Below are 23588 nucleotides of genomic sequence, written 5' to 3'. Positions count from 1 at the left end.
TTATTTGATAGTTAAGCATGTTTCATCAATTAAAAAATGGCAACATTCATTCTTAAAGTAGCTTAGTCATTCATTTTATCGAAAAAAAGGAGAAAAAAATGAATATAAAAAAAATAATACCTACTTTTTTATTAACGTTAACGATTTTTTTTAGTTGTTTCATTATTAATTCAAATACTGCTTTAGCTAATAATAATTTAGACAGTACAAATGGGGTAAGCGCTGCAGCTGTTCCCGCTATAGCTGCACTAGCTGTAAGAACAGTTCATAACTATATGACAGTATTTTGGAGCCCTCAATTGCCAGCAGGCGGACCATACTGGAGAAGTAATGTTAATGGCGCCCATGAAAGAGAACGGCTACTAAGATATGATAATCGAGGTCCTGATGACATATTTCTAAATGGGTTTTCACCACGTCGTCAAACGAATGATATGGAAAGATACACATGGGGGTTTTTTCAATATGCGAGTGGTAAGTATACTTATAATAATACACCTTATGTATCCACAACACGCCCAGAAGTAGATGCTGATGGACAAATTGTCAGACAATGGATGCCAGGTGAGGAATTTCCATATAGATATCAATATGAGATCTTCGCCCCTGGCGGTATAGACACTAATGTATCATTAGGAAGTGATTCACCCTATCCAGACGAAAGTGAGATTGTCTTTCCAGGTGGGATAAGACCAGAGTTTATTCGTTCAGTACGCGAATATAGAAGAGGTGCAGGAAATACTCCAGACTTAGTACGGATAATAACCAACCCTTCTTTCTTAGAAAGACCGGGCATACCTGAATTAACAGCTCCAGAAGGAATCGAAGTTGTACAATGGCAAAGACCTCCTGAGGGTGAATTAAGAAAAGCTTCCTATACTAGTGAAGAGGAAAAAGACCCTATGAAACAAAAAGGTAGTGTACAACCGGTAGCTAAAGAAGGAGGAATAAGTTCCACTAGAATTCCAGATGGAAACTATTTTATTAAGAGTAATATAAATAAAAATAGTGTACTTACAGATCAGGGGTCCACTGATAATAATGTGAAAATTTGGAACCAAAAAAATATAGAAAGTCAACAATGGTCCTTTGTATATGATTTCAAGAAAAAAGCTTATAAAATTAGATGTGCCCCAGGAAAAATATTAACGTGGGACAGAAATAAGAAAAATCACTTGCAAACACTTCCAGAATTGAGAAATAACGATCAATATTGGAAATTAGAAAAGGTTTCAGATGGTACTTATAAGATTAAGAGCTATTCTGATCCAAATAAAGTAATCGATATAGAACGCGAAGATCCACGTAACGGAAACTCCATTTTAGTCTATCCATATAATGGTGGAGGGCACCAAAAATGGAAATTTGCCCCTGTTGATTATGCTCCTATTCTTGATGGAGAATACTATATTGAAAGTAAGGTGTCTAAAAATAAACTAGTTACATCAAATTATTACAGCAACCTTGATGTCGTTATAAAAATCTGGCAACGTGGCAAACCCGATGGACAGATGTGGAAATTTGTATATGATAACCAGAAAAAAGCTTATAAAATTAAAAGCGTAAAGAATGAAACTTTAGTATTAACATGGGACAGTAAGCGCTCAAACAAAGTAATTCTATTTCCAGATCAAGGAAACAGCGATCAATATTGGCAAGCTTATCAAGATAAAAATGGAAATTATCAATTAAAATCAAATTATAATTCATCCATAGTTCTTGATCTATCCTATGGTGATTCTAACAATGGAAATAATATCATCGCTTATTCAGAAAATGGAGGAAACAATCAAAAATGGGCAGTAAACCCTGTTAATGCTCGTATTCTTGAAGACGGAGAATATTACATTAAAAGTAACGTCGATCAAAATAAACTAGTTACTCCAGTTAGCATCGAGCATGACGCAAAAATAAGTACTTTACAAAATGGCAAATATGAAGGACAAACGTGGAAGTTTGTATATGATGAACAAAAAAGGGCCTATAAAATTAAAAATGCAGTAGACCCGAATTTAGTGTTGACAAGCTTTGGCCTTTATTCGCCTAACCCTGTTCTACTTATCGATTTTAACCTTAATGAACAGTATTGGCGAATAGAACGGACCGAACAAGGATATTATCAATTTAGCAACTTTGCTGATCCAACAAAAATATTTACCGATAACACAAATAATAGTTATAAGAAAGAATGGCAAATAAATCGTATAGATGAACAGCCTATTGAAGATGGGGTGTATAGTATTATCACAAGAGTAAATGACAAATCTGCTATATATGCAGCTTCTAGCGATTATATCGAGCTAAATACTTTTTTAAATAGTATAGAAACTGACTGGATGTTTAAATATAACGAAGAAAAAAAGGCTTATAAGATTTCCAGTATGCGGTCTCCCAATAACGAATTATTCTATCAATTTCCTACTGGTAGAGTACTCCTTTTTGATAGTAAAAGCAATTCATATGTTAATGATGCACTAGCATATTGGATTGTTGAATATAGTGTGAAAAGTGGTGGCTATTTAATTAGAAGCTTTTATAATCCAGAACAGGTTCTTGACTTACAATTTGCTAATACTAAAATATGGAGCCCTATCGTTACTTATTTACCTCGCTTTGGTAGCAATCAGATATGGAACTTAATTCCTCAAAAAAGTTAAATCACTAATTCCATTTCTACTACAATATCTAAAGTAATTTAAGCCTATACTAAATAAATGTAGGAAAATACCCTGATAAAAGCGGCTATTTTCCTACATTTTTTATGACACTGATTCTTTATTTAATTCTCGCCACAAATTGAAATCTGCTTCCTACATATTGTGAACGCGTAAATTCAAAAGGCCGGCCGTCTTCTAAAGTCGTGATTTGTTTTAACTTCATCACTGGTGAACCTACCTTCACATCCAAATAGGGTGCAATTCTTTCTGAGACAAGTGCTGCCTCCATCGTTTGTTCTGCTTCGCCAATAGGTTGCCCAATATTGGATTCAATCGCATGATATAACGAATGCGTAATATCTTCTTTTGTTAAAAGTGATGCAATTTTTTCTGGAATTGCTGCTACTTCAAATAAAATGGGGACAAGGTCACCATATCTAATCCGTTCGATTTTCATTACATTACTATTTTTAGGAAGTTGTAAAGCGATCTGTTCTTGTGTGCTAGCAGGTTTAATCCCGTATGAAACAATTCGCGTTGAAGGCGTTTTTCCTTCTTGGCGCATCAAATTAGTAAAACTTGTCACTGCTTCAAGCCGCTCTGTTAATTTCTTTTCAGCAATAAATGTTCCTGCACCAACACGCCGTTGTAAAACATTATCATCCACTAAGCCTTGGATGGCTTGTCTTACAGTCATCCGGCTAACATGAAACATTTCAGCAAGGTGCCTTTCTGCTGGGATCGCCGCCCCTACTTTCCACACTTCATTTTCAATGTTTTGCTTGATTTCTGCCTGAATTTGGATATAAATTGGTATTTCTGACTTTTTATCGATCATTTTTCAGCCCTCTTTTTTATAAAAGTGAACCCGCCTCTTCATCAACAATAATCGTTACATCTGGATGGTTTTGCAAGATAGAAGCAGGGCAGTTTACATCGATCGTTCCATTGATGGTCTCTTTGATAGCCTCAGCTTTACTTTTACCAAAAGCGAAAAGAATGATTTTTTTAGCATTCATAATGGATTTAATCCCCATTGAATATGCATGTGTTGGGACATCTTCTTCACGTTCAAAATAACGTTTATTTGCTTCGCGTGTTGATTCTGTAAGCAAAACTTTATGCGTTAAAGAATCAAACGCAGTCCCTGGTTCGTTGAAACCAATATGCCCATTTGTACCAATTCCAAGGATTTGAATATCGACTGGATGCTTGCTTAAAATCGTTTCATAATGTGCACATTCCGTGTCAGCATCCTCAGCCATCCCATTAGGTAAAAAACTTTCTTTAAACGTTTTTTTTGAAAATAATAGCTCATTCATATAGTAATGATAGCTGTTCAGATCATCAGCTGCAAGGCCTACGTATTCATCTAAGTTTACAGTTGTGATCTTACTTGTATCTACATCACTTTTAATAAGCTCAGCATAGAATGTTTCTGGTGTGCTTCCAGTTGCAAGACCTAGTGTATTGACTTTACCAGCTTGAATGTCTTCCTTGATGATTTCAAGGCCTTTTAAAGAGCCTTCTAATTTATCTTTTGTTTTGATCAGTTGCATTTGGTATCATTTCCTCTCAAGAATATTTTCTTCCGTAAGAATAGGTTTCTAGTAAGTTTAAGTCGGTATCAAAAATGTTAAAATCAGCGTCTTTTCCAGCTTGAAGTGCGCCTTTTTGTGATAATTGGAATTCAGTTGCTTGATTAACGGAACTCATAAGTACCGCTTCTTCAATTGTGCAACCTGTAAATTCAATGATATTTCGAAAAGCATCATCGTACGTTAAAACACTTCCAGCAAGCGTTCCATCTTCAAGACGAGCTTGTTTATCCTTTACAATAACCGTTTGGCCACCAAGTTCTGATTTCCCTTCTGGCATACCCTTTGCCCGCATTGAATCAGTAATGAGCGATATACCATGCGCACCTTTCATCTTATAAGCCAGTTTCACCATGTCACGGTTAACATGGATGCCATCACAAATTAGCTCAGCTTGAATACCATCTTCAAGGAGAACATGCCCCGGAACACCTGGTTCACGGTGTGTCATGCGGTGACAAGCATTATATAAATGAGTGGCATGCGTTGCTTTACTTGTTTTCAAATGCTCGCGTGTATCATTTGAATGTCCAACACTTGGAACAACGCCTAGTTCATAGCAAAGATCTTCAAAAGCTGGCGAAGTTTCATGTTCAGGTGCATAAGTGACTACTTTAATTAAACCTCCAGATACGTCAAACCATTTTTTAAATAGATCCAGGTCAGGCGCTTGAATATATTTTTCTGGCTGAGCTCCTTTAAAAATAGCTGATACGAATGGTCCTTCTAAATGGATCCCACCAATTATTGGCTCATTTTTTGCTACTTCAGCAATCACTTTTAGCGCATTTTCAATATTTTCATGTGATTGTGTCATGGTTGTTGGAAAATATGTTGTAATCCCCTCTTTTAACATTCCACGGACTTGCTCTTTTAACGCTTTAGGATCAGCATCCATTGCATCATGTCCGTAACCTCCATGAGAATGCACATCAATAAAACCAGGAATGATCATTTTATCAGAAGCATCAATCACTTCTTCGTCCTGATTGGCTTTAAAATTAGTCATTGTGCCTACTTCTTTAATCTGAGAATCAAAGCGAATATAGGCATCCTCTAATACATTTTTACCTGTATAAATCGTCGCATGTGTAATCACTTTAACAATCATTACATAACCTCCTCATTATTAATCGGTCTATACCAATTATTATACTGCTTTTTTTTATAAATGCAACCATCACTTTTTCTTTACCCTCAAAAAAAGAACGCAAAAGTTATTTGCGTTCAAAAGCAGATTATTTATCGTTTTCGTCCGTCTCTTCTGAGTCGGAAACTTTTTCTTTTTTCTTTGCTTGCTTTTCTAAATCATTTAAAAGGTCATCCATTGAGGCTTTTTCCTTTTTCTTGAAATTCTCTTTTTCTCGTTCAATAATTTCATCTACCATCGTCGAGAAATCTTGTGCTTTTTCTTTGATCACTTCTTTGCTTCTTGTTGTTTTCTTCTCTAGTTCATCCATTAATTCATCAAATGACTGGGAAAGTTCTTTTGTCATGTCTGCCTTTTTCTTTGTTTCATCAACTAAATCACGTTGTTTTTGCGCTTCATGGTAGTCAGTTACGCTCCCCCAACTCATATCATGAATCACTTTATCCATTTTTTGCGATGTTTTTTCAGCATTTTTTTCAGCAATATCAGCTAAATATTGCGTTTTTAGATTTTTCCACTTAAGGCGCATTTCGTGCATGCGCAGCTCGAGTTGCTCTAAGCTTTCTTTAGCTTGCTCATAATGCTCTTTTGTTACTTGTAATTGCTCTTCGTATTGCTTTACTTCTTCATTCGCAAATTCAGCTAATTTATCCTCACCGGCTTCACTTGCAACGACAGCTTGATGACGGCGTTTTTCAAGATACGTTTCCATTTCTTTGTATTCTTTATAAAAAAGGGATTTCAGTTCACGTTGTTTTTCTACCATGCGCTCTGCTTCTTTGATTTCAGCTTTTGTTTTATCCATATAATAGCTTACCGAATTACGGCGCTTTTCAGTACGTTCTTCAATTTTTTGGCCTAATTGTTTATTCCACTCTTTCATTTTTTCAAAAAGATTTGCCATGTTTTTTTCCTCCAATTATTTAGTATATGGGTAATCAAACGTATTTTTATGATGATTGTTTTTTCGTCTATTTTTCATGAGAAAATAAATTATTGCTACAATAACTGCAACAACAAGAATGCCTTTAAGATTTGCCAAAATAATGAGGGCACCTATTCCAAGCAATATACTGTAAAGCACTTTATCCACCGCCGACTTTGCAATTCGAAGCCTATTGAAGGCCCAAAAGCCCAATACTGCTCCAATAGCTGCCATAATTGCTGGCCAGAGTAACGTTAAAATTAAAGCTATTAAAATAACACCTAAAATTGCAATCATTAAGCCTCTCATAATTTTTCCCTCCTTGCTTTGACTGTATCCATCATAACGCGGCTAAACAACTTTTTTAAGCAACTGTAGAAGGAAATTAAACTACAACTTGAGTCTTATACTAAAAAGGGGGAATTGACGTAAGCCAATCCCTCCCACAAATAAATTATATTTCTTGTTTTTGATTTTCATAAGCAACTGCTGCAAGCCCACCTTCTGAAAGCATTTTATCAGCTTCAATTTGAGTCTCGTTTACAGTTTGTTCAGCATATTTACTCCGGATTTGATTGACCTCTTTGAAAGGACCTGATCTTTTTTGCTTTAAAAAAGAGTAAGCTAAAGTTCCGCTAACCGCTCCAAGTACTGCGCCAACCAATAAAGCACAACTTTTTGTTCTCATTTTAAGACAGCACCTCCTAAACAACTGGATCTTTTTCATTATTTCTAAAAAAATGGCTAAAATGAAAAAGAGCTGGCATAAAAGATCAATCCAACTCTCTTTTGTTAAAAATTATCCAATGAATTCCGCGGTTTTCTAGCCCAACACATAATTGCTGCAATAAGGAATAAAAGCGCTGGAATAAAGCCAACAAAAAGCGTCGAGAATAAAATAAGGATAGCTAGAATTAAAAAGATAACCCCAGCAAGCACTGGCTTACGATTTTTTGTAATAAAAATAATACCTAAAATGCCTAATATAAACGTGATAATAAGAACAGCTAAAAATAAACCAGCAAATGTATGTACCCCGTCAATCACTGTGCTTGCACTTGGCACATCCGCTTGGTTTATATTCGCTTCTTGCAGCCCTTTAATATAATTTCTATTAAAGCTGTCTAAACCAGACTGTGTATCAGTAATTCGAACAACAGCAAAACTAACGATAGTCATGCCAAGCTGTAAAAGTAAACCAAGGATCAAGCCAATCACCGAAAGCGTAACTTCTCCAGTTCTTTTGATCATGATACTTCCCTCCTTATATTCATAAGTATACATGTTTTTTGGGTAGTTGAAAATCAATAACAGTTTTTTTAGCGTTTTTTTACAAAAAAATGTATAATTAAAACTTAAGAAGGGATGTTGGAAACTAAATGAAACGCCTAATAATGATTACATTCGTATCTATTTTTTGTGTAGGGCTCTCGGTCTACCTATTATTCGAGCTAAATGCTGCTAACAAACAAATCGTTGTACCAAATAAAAAAATTCCAACTATTTTTATTCATGGGTATCGAGGAAATGATCGTACATTTCATGGGATGATTCGGCGCTTTGAACAAAAATATCATTGGGGCACAGAAGCGCTTACGATTCACGTAAGCCCAGAAGGAAAAATCAGCACGACTGGCCACTATTCTACAAAGCAAAAAAACCCATTGATCAATATTATATTTGATAACAGCCACGCAACACTGATTCAACAGTCGATTTGGACAAAAAATGCATTGCTATTTTTGAAGAAAAAAGAACACATTACTAAATTTAACGCTGTCGGACATTCAATGGGTGGTGGTGCTTGGACAGCTTATCTCGCTACTTATGAAAAAAATCCCGATGTTCCACGTGTCGAAAATATTATTTTTTTGGGCGTTCCTCTTTATCCAGAAGAATATATTAATGGTGCTGCTCCAGCTGTATTAAACAACACTGAGCTGCTACACAACCGTTTTGCTAAAAAAATATCAAAAGCTATTCCAAAAGACGTCAATGTCTTAATCATTGGTGGTGATTTAAAAAATGGCACAAAAAGTGATGGTGTCGTTAATTTATCAAGCGTCCTTTATGGAAAAAAATTATTTCCTTACCAAAAAGTCAAAACAAAGATCATTAGAGGAAGCAAAGCAACACATAGCAACTTGCATGAGCTTCCAAGCATCGATTATACCATTGCTGACTTTTTATTTAAATAAAATGAAAGAGGCCTAATCAATGAAAAAATGGTTTTTTACGATTGTTTTCTTAGTTCTAATTATCACTTGTTTCAGCATGATTTTCGCTGTTTATCTTCCAGTTGAAAATAAAACACCAGAAACACACGCTAAACAGAAAAAACCAAAAACAGTATCTACTTCCATTCCTACTGTTTTTGTTCATGGGTACGCTGGCACAAAAAACTCCCTTGGGAACATGATAAAGCGCTTAGAGCACAGTAGTGATGCTACAAAATCCCTTGTCTTAACTGTCAACACAGACGGTTCTATCGCAAGCTCCGGAAAATATGATAAATTCAGTCATCGTCCACTTATTCAAGTATTATTTAAAGATAATAAAAGCTCGATGATTAATCAAACCCAATGGCTAAAAAGTGTGATGGCTTACCTAAAAGCAGATGAACATATCAAAAAAGTCAATGTCCTGGGCCATTCCATGGGTGGTGTAAGTTTAACAAACTACCTTGAACAAACAACAAATGACCCTGCTTATCCTGAAACAGAAAAGCTTGTTTTAATTGCAGCGCCTCTAAATGGCCTTGTTATTGGTGATAACGGCGTAACAAACTATGATCTTACAAAAACAGGGCCAAAAACCAAATCTGAGCGTTTTCTTCAGTTTAGCAATGGAAAAAACAACCTTTCGAAACAGCTACAAGTACTCAATATTGCTGGTGATACATTAGATGGTACAAAAAGTGATGGGAGTGTTTCTCTTGCAAGCGCACTTTCTGGAAAATTTATTTATGATCAAGTAAAAAGCTACCAACAAAAAATTATTCAAGGTAATGGTGCCAAACATAGTTCTTTACATGAAAACACACAAGTTGACGAGTTGGTTAGCCAATTCCTCTGGGATAAATAAAAAAACAAGAATTTGGGAACAAATGTGCATTTTTCTGCCACAATTTATACTCCAAATTCTTTTTTTTATTTATTTTTTCTTTTTTCTCGGCCAAAAAAATTTCTGCGTGGAATTTCTTCAGTATGACGCACGTCTAGTACATCAAGTAAGAACACAAAAACCGGAATGCCAACAATCAATCCCCACACGCTAAAGAACTGTTCTGAAAAAATTAATACAATAAACGTATAAAATACAGGCATATCCGTTTTTGAAGACATTAATTTTGGATTTAATACATAGGTTTCAAGCGCATGAACGATGACAACTGTAATTAAAATGTAGATAACATCTTGAAAGCCACCAATGGAATAAGCAATGATTGTAAGTGGCACACAAGAAATAATCACACCAGCAACTGGAATAAGGCCTAAAATAAAGACCATAATGATCAGGCTTAATAACTGTGGAAAGTTCATCAAATAAAGCGCCAATGTCGTAATGATTGTATTGACTAAAGCAATCAATAATTGTGCTTCTAAAACGACACCAAAAGTTTTAACAAATTTTTCGCCAAAATAAGCGAGATCTTTAAAAATAAAACCCACTTTGCTTGTTAAAAACAAACTTGTAAAGTGAAAAACGCGCTCTTTTTCTAGTGAGAAAAATAAGCTTAAAATCAATGCTAAAAAAAAGGACAAACTGATAGATCCTATCCCCGATAAAGAAGTTAATGCGAAATCAACGCTAGATTGCAAGTATTTTTCGATATTACTTCTTTGAACAAAATCAACAATCCACTTAACAATTTCATTATCACCTGGATGATTATATGTAGTGACAAGCAAATGAATTAATTGCGAAATTTGCGTAATTAAAATCGGCAAATAATGCACCACCGCAATATAAAGAAAAAGCGCAACAACAAGATATAGTACGATAACAATTAGCTTTCGTGGAATTTTCACTCGCTTTAAAATCGCACTTTCTAATCGTGTCACTAAAAAAGCAAAAATAAATGTTAATAATATTAAATCAATCAGACACCGCAAAGCATAAATCACTAATCCAGCTAACGCAAAAACGAATAGCCTTCGTAAAGTTGTATTTTGTTTTAAACTTATAAGCCACTTCATTTTTTATCCTCCCCAACTCTTTTTCATTCTATCATATTCCTGCCATTATCCCAATTTTTTATCCAGCTTCTTTACAATGACATAAACAAAATAAATCGACGACAAACGCGCGCAATTTAAGAAGTTTTCCAGACGTTCGGTTCCCCGTCGCTTCTGGTAAACTTCTTGAATACAAACACTTTCGCTCAATTTATCGTGTTCAGACATATGATGACCAAGACTCGTTTATTTTGCTCTTTATTGACGTTTTCTTAATTCACTTAATTTCTTTGCAATACGATCTTTTGCTTGTTCGGTTTCCTTTTCGCTATAAGTGATCTTGCCATCATCAGAGATAAAAACCTCATCCCCCTCTTTTAAGCCTTGGGGTAAATGACTAGCAGCCATTTGCCATTCTACTTCTTCAGGATGAATTAAGAAAATAGCTTGTCCATCCTCTAATCGGTCAAGGGTTGCTTTTTTCATCTTTTCACCTACTTTACCTGCGCAATTCCCTGCGCTTTAATTTGGCGGACAATACCATTACCTATCCCGTTTACCCGTTTTAAATCATCAATTGAATGATAGGGACGCGCGCGAATAATTTTTTCTGCAAGTTCAGGGCCAACGAGTGGTAAAAATTGTAATTCTTCTTTTGAAGCACGATTGATATTGATTACATTAGGCATTTCTTCACTTTTTGCGCCTTCCATTTTTTCATGTGGTCGTATTTTTTCTTTTGCTGAGTAACTGCTTCCAGGCTTTGGGATCCCTTCTTTTTCAGTACTCGTGTGAAAAGTTTTTCCATCTGTTGTTATCGTAATTTCTCCATTTACATCCGTCCCCAAGGTTTTGATATGACGTTCATTCAACCAGGTAAGTACCTCCTGATGAGGATGTCCATAACGATTGGCTTGTTCTGCTGAATAAACAGCTATTTTGGGTTGCACTTTATCTAGGAAAAATGGTTGATTAGATGTAGAAGAGCCATGATGCCCTAGATCTAAAATATCGGCTTTTAAATTTAACCCGCTATGGACCATTTCCTGTTCGCGCGATTTTTCAGCATCCCCTGTAAAGATCGCTGAAATTCGACCATATGTCAAGCGAATACAAAGCGAATTATTATTTGCATCTTCACTTAATTGATCTGGGCTAAGTACTTCAATCTCAAATGGACCAAAATTAGCTTTATTTCCCCTTCTTGGTTCTTTATATTTTGCACTTGAAGCAAGGGCCGCATCAATAACACGCTCGTAAATACTGCTGTTAAAAACGAAACCGCTCATCCAGATTTCTCGTGGTTTGTATTTTTCAATCACTTTATCAGCGTAACCAATATGATCAGCATGCGGATGTGTTAATAATAATAAATCAATTTTGGAGACCTTTTTTTGTTGTAGTTTTTCTAAAATATGGTTGTTATCTTGGCGACCTGTATCAATGAGAATGGTCGTCCCATCTTCTGCTTGAATCAACGTACTGTCTCCTTGTCCAACATCAAAGAAACTAAATCTCGCTCCTGTTAAATTGTCGCTAGAACTTATGTTAGGATAACTACAACCTGTCAGGATAAAGAGTACAAATACAGCTAGTAAGATTATCTTTTTAAACATTTATCCTTAAAACCCCCTATTTTATTTAAGAATACCAAAGAAAGTTCTCTTAAACAATAAAAAAAAGTTAGGCGATTTCCCGCCTAACTTTGACTTGACAACTTTAATTAAAAGAATAATTAGCTTCTTCTGTTGTTGGATTATAATCAATTTTCCAGTTACGATCCTTAAAGTACCAATAGTCATGGTCTTCAATAAAAACAAACACGCTGCCGTCTTTATTATTCAAAACTACTGCTTCAATAGGTTCATCAGCCTCAACTCCAATGGAAAAACCTGGATGAAGAGTACTATTAGAACCACCATACTTCGCAAAAAGACGAATACCTTTTTGACCGGATACATCGAACTCATCTTTAAACCATTTTTGCGCACTATCTGTTACTTCGATTTCCATGCAAATCACTCCTCCATTCCAAGATCTTTACTGACAGAATAACAAATTTACGCTACATTTTCACTAATTCTGCACTGTGACATCTAATTGGATGCTGCATGATAAACTTTTGTAATAACACAGATGTTATTTTTAGTTACTATACCATAACAGATAAAAAAAGAAAAGATTTTTGCACTTTTTTTTACAATATATATGATATAATCCACTATATCCTAATTTTATTTAATTTTTCTCTCCCTAGTCTGTGTTACTTTGCCATAAGCTTCTAAAGCGCCTATAATAACAAGCAATTTAATATAGATATGATAGACTTCATCATAATAGACATATAGCCACTTATCAAGTAGCAATAACTGTTGTATTTCTTGATTGGTGCTTTTTTTCAGAATCTCAAAATAAATACCTAACGCTTCGTAGGCCATCTCACATAGCATTTTTCTATCGCTTGCTGCTGATCCAGCTGCTCGAATAGAACAAACAATCTCTTCCATTACTATCTCCTTAGCCAAGTCTTTCATGATGACAAAAATGGTCGTACTTGAGCAATTTTTTGAACAAAAAAGCATTTCCTCAAAAGGGAAATGCTTTTTCATAAATCCAAACCTTAATCTTCAAGTGGTGCTTTATTAAGAAATGCTTGGTACATCCAGATATGTTTATCAATACTATTTTTAAAAGCGATGAGCATATCATTTGTTACATCGTCGCCTTCTTTATCTGTTAATTCAATGCCTTGTTGATACTCATCTCGTAATAATTTCAATGTGCCAACAAGCATTTCAATGAGTTCTTCCATTGTTTTCTTTTTAGTATAAGGAGCTTCTTCCACACTTGCATTTTCCAAGAATTCTTTCAATGTAGAAAATGGTGCACCACCAATAGCAATTAGACGTTCAGCGACTTCATCCATTTGTTCACCAAATTCGCTGTAAAGATCATCCATTTTTTCGTGTAGTGTGAAGAAGTTCTTACCGCGCATGTACCAATGGATCTGATGGATTTTCACTGTAAAGACATTTAAATTGGCTACTTGATGGTTTAAGAATTGCTTTGTGTCGACAGAATTGATTGTTTTCATGATTAATATTCTCCTCCTGATTTATACTAATTATTATATAATAATTAGTATAATATTTATTCCTATGTATGTCCAGTGTGGTGACCTTCACAAACTTATTTTACCACAGAAGGAAGAAATTAAACGTTATTTTGTCTTCAAAAAGAAATTTACTTGCAAATGCCTTTATTTCTTTTGCATAATAGACTTAAGGAGTGATTTACGTTGACAATCTGGTTGGGAGAAAACAATTTACCCGTGGTGCAAGAAGCTTTACATCAGTTTGAACAGCAAAAACAAATTCTCTTGCCGGCTGCTTATAAACAATTATTGATGCAACAAAATGGTGGATATATTTATAAAAATCATTTACCGACAATCGAGCCTACTTCCTATGGTTTTAATTTTTTAGAAGTGTATCGCTTTCTTGGCATAAATGAACTGATCACATCGACTCCCTTTGCAGATGAAAACCCGCTAACTGGGAAAAAAATCTTTTTCCACCGCGACGGAATGCGTTATCTTGGTTTCGATTATATCCGTTTGGAACCAGAAATTATTTATGCTGATTTTGAAACGATGCAAACATTTACTGCAGCAAAAGATTTTAATCATTTTCTAAATGAACTTTATTTTAAACCATTTGATCTTACGTCAATAAATGGTTATTCAGTAGATAAATTAACACAAATTATGCGACAATCCACAGTAGCTGAGCAGAAGCTACTTTTCATAAAGTTAGAGGATTTTGCAGATAAAAATTGGTATTTTGATGAATTATTACGTTTTTTACAAGTTGCTGATAGCCTTATTGTAGCAGAATTATTTGAGAATCAGCTATTTTTCTTTCGGCGCAAATTAACGGATAAACTGGTATATAAACTTTTAAATGCGCTTCATCAAGCAGGTTTACCTCAAGAAAAAATAACTGTTTTAAAAAAAGAATGGGAGGAATCGTGATGATCAAAGTAATATTTGTTTGCCTTGGTAATATTTGCCGTTCGCCAATGGCAGAAGGAATTTTTTCTAAAATGGTGGAAGAAGCTCGACTAAGTGATCAAATTAGTATTCGTTCATTTGCAACTGGCTCTTGGAATCTTGGGAATTCGCCTCACCGTGGCACTAAACAAGTTTTAAAAAAACTAGGGATTGACTATGCTGACATGCGTGCTGAAAAACTAATGCCTGAGGATATTAAAACGGCGCAATATATTGTTGGAATGGATGATAGTAACGTTCGTAACATTTTGAAAGTTAGCCAGGATGAAGATGCTCATATGAAAGTAAAAAAATTAATGGATTATGTTAAAAACCCAGAGGCAACTAGTATTCCGGATCCTTATTATACTGGCGATTTTATGGAAACTGAACGTTTAATTACTGCTGGTTGCGAAGCGCTTTTAAAGTTTATTCGGGTAAAAGAGGGAATTTAACGTTTTGTTTTTGTTAAATGGTGGTATTTCTTTTCTTGTATAATTAAATGAAATGAGGTTGAAAAAAATGTTAGGGATTATTTGGGGTATTATTGTTATTCTTTTTGTTGTTTGGCTTATTGGGATTATTTTTCACATTGCTGGTGGGTTGATCAATATTTTATTAGTGGTTATTTTAATTTTAATCATTTGGAATTTAATTCAAAGTGCACGGGGTAGACGTAATAGATGACTATTTGTTTTTATTTAAGGTATTAATAACTTTCCGCCTGTAAAACGGGTGGAAAGATTGTAGCTAAAGTTTTTTATTTACTTTGTTTACAGTCTGAGTGTACATTTACACAACCGTAAATGTACACTTTTTTATTTTCAATATTTAATCTCTTTTATAATAAGAAGGCTAGACAGCTATATTTATCTTTAGTAGATCATTCATTCGTTCAGAAATAATTTTGATGGGTAACTGTCGCTTTTGCTTTTAAATGGCTGTATTTTTATTTTTAAATAGCAGTAACTATAAGCGTTAATTTCTACTGAAACTCTTTCATTGTAATTCTATATACACCTTATTTTCTCATTTACAAAAAGCCTAGAATGTGAATATTCTAGGCTTCAAACAAATTTTTATTACAAAGCATCAGCATCAAGAGCGCTTTTAAAAGATGGATACTTTGGTTTAAATCCTAATTCCGCTTTAATTTTTGTAGTATCGAGAAGCATTCCGTATTCATCATATGGCGTATCATGAGCTTCTGGACTTTGCTTTGGCATATGATTTAGGTCTAGAAGATCAGCTACACTAATAGGTTCTTCATCCGCAACGTTATAAATATGTTTAGCAACACCCTCTTTTTCAGCAGCTAATAAAAGAGATTGACAAATATCATCATGATGAATAAGAGACAGCTTTTGTTTTGGATTCCAAGTTTGCATGATAGGCGCAAATTCTTCAATATGCTTATCTCTATCACCGTAAACGAAAGCAAAGCGAACAATACGAAGATCTAGATCTAATTCTAATAAAGCTTTTTCAGTAGCTGCTTTTGTTTTGGGATAAAGCATTTTTGGTGCAAGTTTTTCTTCTTCCAGACAAGGTCTAGTATGTTCAATGCCTCCATAAACTAGGCTTGTACTACTGAAAACAAAACGCTTAACACCTGCTTCAATAGCAGCTTTAGCAACTATCAAGCTAGCCTCATAGTTATTTTCCCATGCTACTTCTTCATCGCTAATATTTCTAAATTGGGCAGCTAGATGGATGACAGCATCGGTTCCTTTTATAGCGTTTACCAAAAAGGAATAATCACTAAGACTACCTAAAATTAATTCCGCGCCTCGTTCTTGAAGAGCTTTACCTTTTTCTATGCTACGCACAAGTAATTTTACTTCGTATCCTTTATTTAGTAAATAACAAGCGAATCTACTTCCAACTTTTCCTGTTCCTCCAGTAATAAAAAATTTCATTAATTATCTACCTCTCTCTTCAAATTCGAATACATAAATAGTGTAACAAATATAGTAGTTGGCAACATGATGTTCTTTATCGTACTATTAATAGTAGTAGGATAATTATTAAAGAGGTGTTTATCATGAATGACAATGGAAATACACAAACTTTAGGTGCTTTTTTAAGAGAAGCTCGTAATCGAATAACTCCTAGACAAATCGGGCTCCTTCCAAATAGTAGACGTAGAACGCCTGGTTTACGCCGAGAGGAAGTGGCACAATTAGCCAATATTGGTGTATCTTGGTATACGGCAATTGAACAAGGTAAAAATGTTCATCCTTCTAATAATGTTTTAGAAGCCCTAGCAGATGCACTCTTGTTGTCAACTTCAGAAAGACAATATTTATTCTCTCTAGCTACTGGTACAAAATTAGAAAAAAAGAAAGAGCAACAAACAATCTCTATAGGCTTAAAACAAATTGTCGACTCTTTAGATCCAGATCCAGCTTACATCATTGATGAATATTGGGATATCCTTATATGGAATAAGTCCGCAGAATTTGTTTTTCACTTCCATCCATATGATCAAAATGTTCATTATCTTCCTAATCTATTACGTCATTTTTTAACAGATCCCTTTATGGTTGCCCTTAATGGTAACAGCTGGGAAAAGAGAGCAAAAGTAATGATTGCAAGATACCGAGCAGATCGCGCTAGATATCCACAAGATGATAAGGCACAGCAGTTGATTGAAGAACTAGAACAAACTAGCAGCCTATTTAAAAAGACTTGGATACAGCAGAAAATAAGCATAGCAAGCAACAGTAAAAAAATTTTTATGCATCCTGAAATTGGGTTGTTAGAATGCGAACAAAGTATATTACAAACTCCTGATAACCCTAGTTTAAGCTTACGGGTATTTACTACGGATAAAACGCTGCATGAGATCATAAGAAAGCAACTCCATCAATAACGATAGGAAGTAGTTTAGTGTATATTTTGCTATATAGCTTGGCAAACCTTATTGTTATTAAAAATTTGATCAAATTTAAGTAAATTATTTTAGTATATATTATTGATAAGTATTTTTTAATTAAAGATAATTATTTTACGCTAAACAAAAAACAAGCTGATTTATTTAAAAAATCAACTTGCTTATCTCTAATAAAATTATTTAAATTTATGGATACTTTGGAAATTGACTATAATTAGGATCGCGTTTTTCTTTAAATGCATCGCGATCTTCTTTAGCTTCATCCATTGTGTAATTAAAGAAGTGTTACATCGCCTACAAGCTGTTAAATTCCTGCTAAGTCACTCACACAAGTTAAATGAATGCTAACTTGTGTGAGTGATGTATCATTGAATTATTTTTGTACAATAACGTTGACTCTGTTGACAACTTTAAGTTGACTATCTAAGCCAACAATTTCAAATGTGTCTTGCCAATTTGCTGCGGTAATTGTTTCTGTGACATACATATCATAGGTGCCATCTGGGTTGATTTTCCCTGTACGTACAGGGATACCGTTTTGATACAAACGAACGTATTGGATGTCTGCGCCCATGTTTCCATGTACATAAGACCAGCTACCTACTGTATAAGGGCCGCTTATGATATCAAGTTTGTAATCTCTTACCTTATCGATCGCTACTGCGGCATGTGCTACTTCTTTTCCTTTACTGTTCAGTGCGACAACTTCTGCTTGGTCGGTTAGACTGGTTATCCACTGATTGGCATTCGAAATGGTATACGCTGAAGCGGTTCCTTTCACGCCTTCGGCTACGATGGTGCCGTTGACTTTTAAGATAACTTTGGCTACATCCGCGCCAAAAGTCCCGACTATGGTAGCGTCACCTAACAGATATGGAGAAGCAGTTAGGCTATAATTATAGTTTCCTGTGATAGGGACATGGATGGTCACTTGATTTTGTTTTGTGCGATCTTGAGAGACTAATTGAACGACATCATTGGGTTGGATTTCATAGCTGTTCATGTTCGCGAAGGCAAATGTTCCATTCGCTGTGACACTCGTTTCTGCGACGCCAATGCCATTAATCTTCAATGTGACATATTTAACATCTGCTCCAGCTGTCCCTGTTAGAGTTGCTGTTTTTATAACATAGCCATTGGTTGCTAAACTATAATCATAATTTCCTTTCACTGGGATATTGATGCGATTTTGCTCTCTGTATTTTTTATCAACGCCAATGACTTCGACTTTATCATTAGGTGTTTCCACAAACCAATTAACGCTAGTAAATTTATACGTATGTGTGGTTGGATCCAGTGTCGCTTGTTGTTGGATCGTTCCATTAACGACTAGACGAACATAAGCGATATCTTGTCCATAGGTGCCTGTCAGGATTGGATCCTTGAAGTTATAGGCATCTGCTTTTAAGCTGTAATCATAGTTGCCGAGTAGGGAAATGGCGATGCGGTTTTGTTCGACATAACGTGCATCGACACCCACGACGTCGACTTTGTCTGTGCTTTGAAGATCATATTTTTTCATATTGGTGAATGTATAGTTGCCTTGGTCATCTAAGATCGCTTGGGCTTCTGTTTTACCGTTTATGATCAAGCGAACGTAAGCGATATTTGTGCCGTGCGTTCCACTTAGTGTATTCTCTGTAATCATGAAGGGTTTGGCTGTTAAGGTGTTGTCTAAGCTTCCTGATAATGGCACATTGATTCGTGCGTATTCTTTGTACCTGCTATCCACACCAACGACCTCGACTTGATCCAAATGAGAGCGGATGAAAGCAGATGCTTTGTTAAAGGTGTAATTCCCTTGGCCGTCTGTGATCGCTTGGGCTTCAACTTTGCCATTCACAAATAAGCGGATATACGCCAAGTGACTGCCATACGTTCCGGTCAGTTGTGCACTTCCTAAACGATAAGAATCAACGGTTAAATGATCATCTTGTAAATCACCGTCGGTGGTTGGGACGATTTTTCTTGCGTGCTCTACGTAGCGTTTATCGACACCAACGATTTCGATTTTATCTGTTCCACGCGTTACATATTTGTCTACATTGTTAAAGGTGTAACGGCCTTGACCGTCTGTGATCGCTTGGGCTTCGACTTTGCCGTTCACAAATAAGCGGATATACGCTAAGTCTTTCCCGTGAGTTCCGGTAATGGTTTTGGTTCCGGTTTGATAGCTTGTTGGTACGGTTAAGCTATAATCGATTTCACCTGTGACAGGGATGGCTTTTCTTGCCTGTTCTACGTAGCGTTGGTCAACGCCGACGATGTCGACTTGGTCTGCATTTTTAGTGATATATTTGTCTGCATTGTTGACGGTGTAGTTGCCTTGACTGTCTGTTGTAGCTTGGGTTACGACTTTGCCATTTACGAATAAGCGAATATACGCTAGGCCTTTACCGTAAGTTCCAGTAATGGTTTTGGTTCCGATTTGATAATTTGTTGGTACGGTTAAGCTATAATCGATTTCGCCTGTGACAGGGACGGCTTTTCTTGTTTGTTCTACGTAGCGTTGGTCAACACCTACGATGTCAACTTGATCTGTGTTTTTAGTGATATATTTGTCTGCATTGTTGATGGTGTAGTTGCCTTGACTGTCTGTTGTGGCTTGGGTTACGACTTTGCCATTTATGAATAAACGAATATACGCTAGGCCTTTGCCATAAGTTCCAGTAATGGTTTTTGTGCCCATTGCGTAACTTTTTGGTACGGTTAAGCTATAATCTAGGACAGCTTTTACGGTGGTGGTGGCGGCCGCACTCTCTTGTTTAGAGCCTTCTTTGGCTGTGACATGGATTACGGTGCCAGCGGTTTGTTTGGTGATGGTGATCGTATAGATCCCGCTTCCGTTTGCGCTGCCGGTTCCAATGACTTGGCCTGCTACTTTTGCTGTGATCGTGCTGTATGGGGTGGCGGTTCCGTTTAACTCACTGTCGGTGTCTTTGACGGGATTTACTTTTGGTGTCGCCGTTTTGTTCGAAACAACCGTTGTGGTGGCGGCCGCACTTTCTTGTTTGTTTTCTTCTTTGGCTGTGACACTAATTACGGTGCCGGCGCTTTGTTTGGTGATGGTGATCGTGTAGATCCCGCTTCCGTTTGCGCTACCGGTGCCGATGATTTCACCTGCTACTTTCGCTGTGATCGTGCTGTACGGGGCGGCGGTTCCGCTTAACTCACTGTCGGTGTCTTTGACGGGATTTACTTTTGGTGTCGCCGTTTTGTTCGAAACAACCGTTGTGGTGGCGGCCGCACTTTCTTGTTTGTTTTCTTCTTTGGCTGTGACACTAATTACGGTGCCGGCGCTTTGTTTGGTGATAGTGATTGTGTAGATCCCGCTTCCGTTTGTGCTACCGGTTCCGATGATTTCACCTGCTACTTTCGCTGTGATCGTGCTGTACGGGGCAGCGGTTCCGCTTAATTCACTGTCGGTGTCTTTGACGGGATTTACTTTTGGTGTGGCCGTTTTGTTTGAAACAACCGTTGTCGTTGCGGCGGCGCTTTCTTGTTTGGCTCCTTCTTTGGCTGTGACGCTGATTACGGTGCCGGCGCTTTGTTTGGTGATGGTGATTGTATAGTCACCACTTCCGTTTGTGGTGCCGGTGCCGATGATTTGGTTGCCTGCTTTCGCTGTGATGATACTATTTGGTGTGGCGGTTCCGCTTAATTCGCTATCGGTATCTTTGACTGTGTTTATTGTTGGTGTAGCTGTAATAGGTGCACTACTAACGATTACCCCTGTGTCCCAGCTTCCTAATTTCTTTGGTGAGGTTGCACTTACATAGATAGCTGTATTTTTTTTCTGTGCGAGTATATTCACTTTAAAGCGTCCAGATGCATCTGCAACACCGCCTTCAATCATGATAGGATTATCGAATGTACCTGTTCTCACAAAAATATTGGCATTTGGTTCTGCAGTCCCAGTTACAGTTGTGTCGATCTCAGTAACAGGGTTTACTACTGGATTAGCAGTGGTATCTGGATATTCATTATCGACATCACTTGTTTTTACTGCTCTTACGTTTCCTATCCTCATGACAGCAGTTGCATCTTTATTATTGGCTCCATTTATAAAGCCCGCTCCATAAACTGTAGCGGTAGTTGATGTTGCTGTAAAAGAAGGTGACATTACCGTCATTTCTTCATCATAAATTTGTGTTCCTGTATCATTAATTGCTAAAGTAAATGCAGTATCCGTTCGACTTTGCATGTAATCATTGACAACTATAACAGGTGTTAAGTCCACGTCTCCAACTGTACTTGAAGGCGCTGGAGTAAGTGAATGAACCATAACATCTGCTTTTATTGTATAGTGTTGCCCAGGAGTAAGTCCTACTACTGTGATTGGTTGACTTTGTCCTCCGTTTTGATCGATAATATATTGCTCGCCTGATCCTGAATCTTCGACCTTAGCAAATACCGATAGAGGTTGCATTAAAGACATGCTCAACATCATTAATGTTAAAATTACTATAAAACTTTTTTTCACGTATATCCCCCTCATTATCTGATTGATAATCATTAAATTGTTTTGTACTAAAAAATTCCCTCCTTCTGTTATTTTCTCTATAAATAATAATAAATTTTCTTGCACAAGTATGTAGATAGTTTGTGAAAATTGATTAAAAAATTGTTAAAAGTTACCATTTTTAACAATTTTTTAAGTTTCATTCACTAATTTTATCTTTTAATCCAATCTGCTTGTCTTATTACTGTATTAACCTGCTAAGGCTCTTATTTTTATGCATATAAACAATTTATCATTTTCCCCTGTACTTTTATGACTCTATTATTTTTAAACAAAATAAATACACCCCAAAAATTAGACTTCCTAATCTAACTTTTAGCGTGCACTTTGATTTATTCATAAATTCATTTTTTAGCTAAGTTTTTTTCTGTAAGCAAACTTTTAATGTCAAGCCTTGTTGGATGGCTCGTGCCACGTGCCATTTGATCTGTCCAGTTTTCAATGCGCTTTCCGCCTGTCCTTTTTTCATAATAAGCACGAATCGTTGCATCGTATTCGTTATAAAGGGACTTATCTTTTTTCTGATAAACATTTTCATGATAAATTAACTCTTCTGGCATGCGGGGCTTGGGAGCAGAATTTTGAGCAGGATGGCCAATAGTTAAGCCAAAAATAGGTAAAGCATAGTCAGGAATTTCAAGCAGCTCGGATACTTGTCGTAAATTATTGCGAATCCCACCAATAAAGCAAATACCAAGGCCCATCGATTCAGCTGCAATAGCCATATTTTGAGCAGCAAGTGTAGCGTCAATCACTGCAACAAGCCATTTTTCTGTTGTTTCTAAAGAAGTGAAATCAACATTTTTCACTTCGGCAATTTCTTTATTTCTAGCTAAATCTGCCACAAAAACAAAGAAATGACCTGTTTGTGCCACATAACTAGCACTTCCGGAAATTTCAGCAATGACATTAAGCTTTTCCTGATCAGATACACCGATAATTGAATAAGCCTGCATAAAATTAGATGTCGAAGCAGACTGAGCTGCTTGAACCAATAAGCGAATTTCATCTTGTGTTAGTTTCTTATTTTGAAAAGCTCGGACTGAATAATGACTTAAAATTTGTTCAACGGTTGAATTCACTTTTCCCCCTCCTCTTTAATCGTGAAATATTTGCTGTTCATAATGAGGATCTACATCAAGCTTGCCAAAATGTTGCTGTCTTAATGCTTCATAAATAATAATAGCTGCTGTATTCGATAAATTTAGCGAACGGATTTTGTCAGTCATCGGGATACGCAGGGCCGTCTTCTCGTATTTTTGTAAAAGTTCTTTTGGGAGGCCGGTTGTCTCTTTTCCAAAGATAAAATAATGATTTTGCTTGTCATCTTGATAACAAGCATCACTGTAAAGATGGCGAGCAAATTTAGTAATACAATAGTAATTTCCCTCTTTATTTTTTTGGAAAAATTCATCTAGTGAATCGTAATAAGCAAGCTTAACATGATCCCAATAATCAAGTCCTGCACGTTTTAACATTTTATCATCTGTACTGAATCCAAGCGGGCGGATTAAATGTAAATGCGTATCTGTTCCAGCACAGGTGCGTGAAATATTCCCTGTATTTGCAGGGATTTCGGGTTGATAAAGAACAATATGATTTGGCATTTTT

Annotated in this window: 24 protein-coding genes and 1 pseudogene; 7 read left to right on the top strand and 18 right to left on the bottom strand. The window is 36.2% G+C overall.

Features of this window, described 5'->3' with window-relative positions:
- Positions 1-98 precede the first annotated feature (98 nt).
- Positions 99-2657, top strand: coding sequence for a scabin-related ADP-ribosyltransferase (locus G6Q10_RS01990; RefSeq protein WP_163652328.1), 2559 nt, complete (start codon positions 99-101; stop codon positions 2655-2657).
- 118 nt (positions 2658-2775) lie between these two features.
- On the opposite strand, the gene G6Q10_RS01985 is transcribed toward G6Q10_RS01990, so the two are convergent.
- From G6Q10_RS01985 to G6Q10_RS01955, 7 genes are all read right to left on the bottom strand, one after another.
- The gene (locus G6Q10_RS01985; protein ID WP_163652326.1) at positions 2776-3495 is read right to left on the bottom strand and encodes a GntR family transcriptional regulator; all 720 of its coding nucleotides are present in this window, start codon (positions 3493-3495) and stop codon (positions 2776-2778) included.
- A 16-nt stretch (positions 3496-3511) separates the two neighbouring features.
- Complete coding sequence (locus G6Q10_RS01980; protein WP_163652324.1) at positions 3512-4216, bottom strand: glucosamine-6-phosphate deaminase; 705 nt, start codon at positions 4214-4216, stop codon at positions 3512-3514.
- 16 nt (positions 4217-4232) lie between these two features.
- Positions 4233-5366, bottom strand: coding sequence for an N-acetylglucosamine-6-phosphate deacetylase (gene nagA, locus G6Q10_RS01975; RefSeq protein WP_163652322.1), 1134 nt, complete (start codon positions 5364-5366; stop codon positions 4233-4235).
- A 127-nt stretch (positions 5367-5493) separates the two neighbouring features.
- Positions 5494-6309, bottom strand: coding sequence for a PspA/IM30 family protein (locus G6Q10_RS01970; RefSeq protein ID WP_163652320.1), 816 nt, complete (start codon positions 6307-6309; stop codon positions 5494-5496).
- A gap of 15 nt (positions 6310-6324) precedes the next feature.
- Positions 6325-6639, bottom strand: a complete 315-nt coding sequence (locus tag G6Q10_RS01965) for a lmo0954 family membrane protein (RefSeq protein WP_163652319.1) — start codon at positions 6637-6639, stop codon at positions 6325-6327.
- A 145-nt stretch (positions 6640-6784) separates the two neighbouring features.
- Positions 6785-7018, bottom strand: a complete 234-nt coding sequence (locus G6Q10_RS01960; RefSeq protein ID WP_163652317.1) for a hypothetical protein — start codon at positions 7016-7018, stop codon at positions 6785-6787.
- 104 nt (positions 7019-7122) lie between these two features.
- On the bottom strand, positions 7123-7581 hold the full coding sequence (locus G6Q10_RS01955; RefSeq protein WP_163652315.1) for a DUF4064 domain-containing protein: 459 nt from the start codon (positions 7579-7581) through the stop codon (positions 7123-7125).
- Between the two features lie 128 nt (positions 7582-7709).
- On the opposite strand from G6Q10_RS01955, the gene G6Q10_RS01950 reads away from it, so the two are divergent.
- Positions 7710-8528: an alpha/beta hydrolase gene (locus tag G6Q10_RS01950; protein ID WP_232057776.1), complete on the top strand. Its 819-nt coding sequence runs from the start codon at positions 7710-7712 to the stop codon at positions 8526-8528.
- A gap of 19 nt (positions 8529-8547) precedes the next feature.
- Positions 8548-9414 (top strand): alpha/beta hydrolase, encoded by an 867-nt coding sequence (locus tag G6Q10_RS01945; RefSeq protein ID WP_163652313.1) that lies wholly within the window; start codon positions 8548-8550, stop codon positions 9412-9414.
- Between the two features lie 65 nt (positions 9415-9479).
- Here the strand turns inward: G6Q10_RS01945 and G6Q10_RS01940 are convergent, their stop codons facing one another.
- From G6Q10_RS01940 to G6Q10_RS01915, 6 genes are all read right to left on the bottom strand, one after another.
- On the bottom strand, positions 9480-10529 hold the full coding sequence (locus tag G6Q10_RS01940) for an AI-2E family transporter (protein WP_163652311.1): 1050 nt from the start codon (positions 10527-10529) through the stop codon (positions 9480-9482).
- A gap of 237 nt (positions 10530-10766) precedes the next feature.
- Positions 10767-10994 (bottom strand): DUF3006 domain-containing protein, encoded by a 228-nt coding sequence (locus G6Q10_RS01935; RefSeq protein ID WP_163652309.1) that lies wholly within the window; start codon positions 10992-10994, stop codon positions 10767-10769.
- Positions 10995-11002: 8 nt separating this feature from the next.
- Positions 11003-12124, bottom strand: coding sequence for an MBL fold metallo-hydrolase (locus tag G6Q10_RS01930; RefSeq protein ID WP_163652307.1), 1122 nt, complete (start codon positions 12122-12124; stop codon positions 11003-11005).
- 103 nt (positions 12125-12227) lie between these two features.
- Positions 12228-12521, bottom strand: a complete 294-nt coding sequence (locus G6Q10_RS01925) for a HesB/YadR/YfhF family protein (protein ID WP_163652305.1) — start codon at positions 12519-12521, stop codon at positions 12228-12230.
- 221 nt (positions 12522-12742) lie between these two features.
- Positions 12743-13015, bottom strand: coding sequence for a hypothetical protein (locus G6Q10_RS01920; protein WP_163652303.1), 273 nt, complete (start codon positions 13013-13015; stop codon positions 12743-12745).
- A 113-nt stretch (positions 13016-13128) separates the two neighbouring features.
- A complete protein-coding gene (locus G6Q10_RS01915; RefSeq protein ID WP_163652301.1) occupies positions 13129-13602 on the bottom strand; it encodes a Dps family protein in 474 nt (157 codons plus the stop codon).
- A 204-nt stretch (positions 13603-13806) separates the two neighbouring features.
- Between G6Q10_RS01915 and G6Q10_RS01910 the strand changes: the two genes are divergently transcribed.
- From G6Q10_RS01910 to G6Q10_RS01900, 3 genes are all read left to right on the top strand, one after another.
- Positions 13807-14541, top strand: coding sequence for an SMI1/KNR4 family protein (locus G6Q10_RS01910; RefSeq protein WP_163652299.1), 735 nt, complete (start codon positions 13807-13809; stop codon positions 14539-14541).
- Positions 14541-15014, top strand: coding sequence for a low molecular weight protein-tyrosine-phosphatase (locus G6Q10_RS01905; RefSeq protein ID WP_163652297.1), 474 nt, complete (start codon positions 14541-14543; stop codon positions 15012-15014). The genes G6Q10_RS01910 and G6Q10_RS01905 overlap by 1 nt, the downstream gene beginning before the upstream one ends.
- A gap of 67 nt (positions 15015-15081) precedes the next feature.
- Positions 15082-15246: a lmo0937 family membrane protein gene (locus tag G6Q10_RS01900; protein WP_163652295.1), complete on the top strand. Its 165-nt coding sequence runs from the start codon at positions 15082-15084 to the stop codon at positions 15244-15246.
- Positions 15247-15641: 395 nt separating this feature from the next.
- Here G6Q10_RS01900 and G6Q10_RS01895 read toward each other — a convergent pair whose 3' ends face one another.
- Positions 15642-16478: an NAD-dependent epimerase/dehydratase family protein gene (locus tag G6Q10_RS01895; RefSeq protein ID WP_163652293.1), complete on the bottom strand. Its 837-nt coding sequence runs from the start codon at positions 16476-16478 to the stop codon at positions 15642-15644.
- Positions 16479-16603: 125 nt separating this feature from the next.
- On the opposite strand from G6Q10_RS01895, the gene G6Q10_RS01890 reads away from it, so the two are divergent.
- Positions 16604-17434, top strand: a complete 831-nt coding sequence (locus tag G6Q10_RS01890; protein WP_163652291.1) for a helix-turn-helix transcriptional regulator — start codon at positions 16604-16606, stop codon at positions 17432-17434.
- 207 nt (positions 17435-17641) lie between these two features.
- Here the strand turns inward: G6Q10_RS01890 and G6Q10_RS10065 are convergent.
- The 4 genes and pseudogenes from G6Q10_RS10065 to trmL form a co-directional block, all read right to left on the bottom strand.
- A pseudogene (locus G6Q10_RS10065) lies at positions 17642-17759 on the bottom strand (1,4-dihydroxy-2-naphthoyl-CoA synthase); the annotation flags it as partial.
- A gap of 69 nt (positions 17760-17828) precedes the next feature.
- On the bottom strand, positions 17829-21938 hold the full coding sequence (locus G6Q10_RS01885) for an immunoglobulin-like domain-containing protein (protein WP_163652289.1): 4110 nt from the start codon (positions 21936-21938) through the stop codon (positions 17829-17831).
- A gap of 383 nt (positions 21939-22321) precedes the next feature.
- Positions 22322-23059, bottom strand: coding sequence for an oxygen-insensitive NADPH nitroreductase (gene nfsA / locus G6Q10_RS01880; protein WP_163652287.1), 738 nt, complete (start codon positions 23057-23059; stop codon positions 22322-22324).
- 15 nt (positions 23060-23074) lie between these two features.
- Positions 23075-23584, bottom strand: coding sequence for a tRNA (uridine(34)/cytosine(34)/5-carboxymethylaminomethyluridine(34)-2'-O)-methyltransferase TrmL (trmL, locus tag G6Q10_RS01875; protein ID WP_163652285.1), 510 nt, complete (start codon positions 23582-23584; stop codon positions 23075-23077).
- Positions 23585-23588 lie beyond the last annotated feature (4 nt).

The organism is Listeria sp. PSOL-1, from assembly GCF_902806445.1.
In the GTDB taxonomy this organism is placed as follows: domain Bacteria; phylum Bacillota; class Bacilli; order Lactobacillales; family Listeriaceae; genus Listeria.
This window is presented reverse-complemented; position numbering and strand designations above follow the sequence as displayed.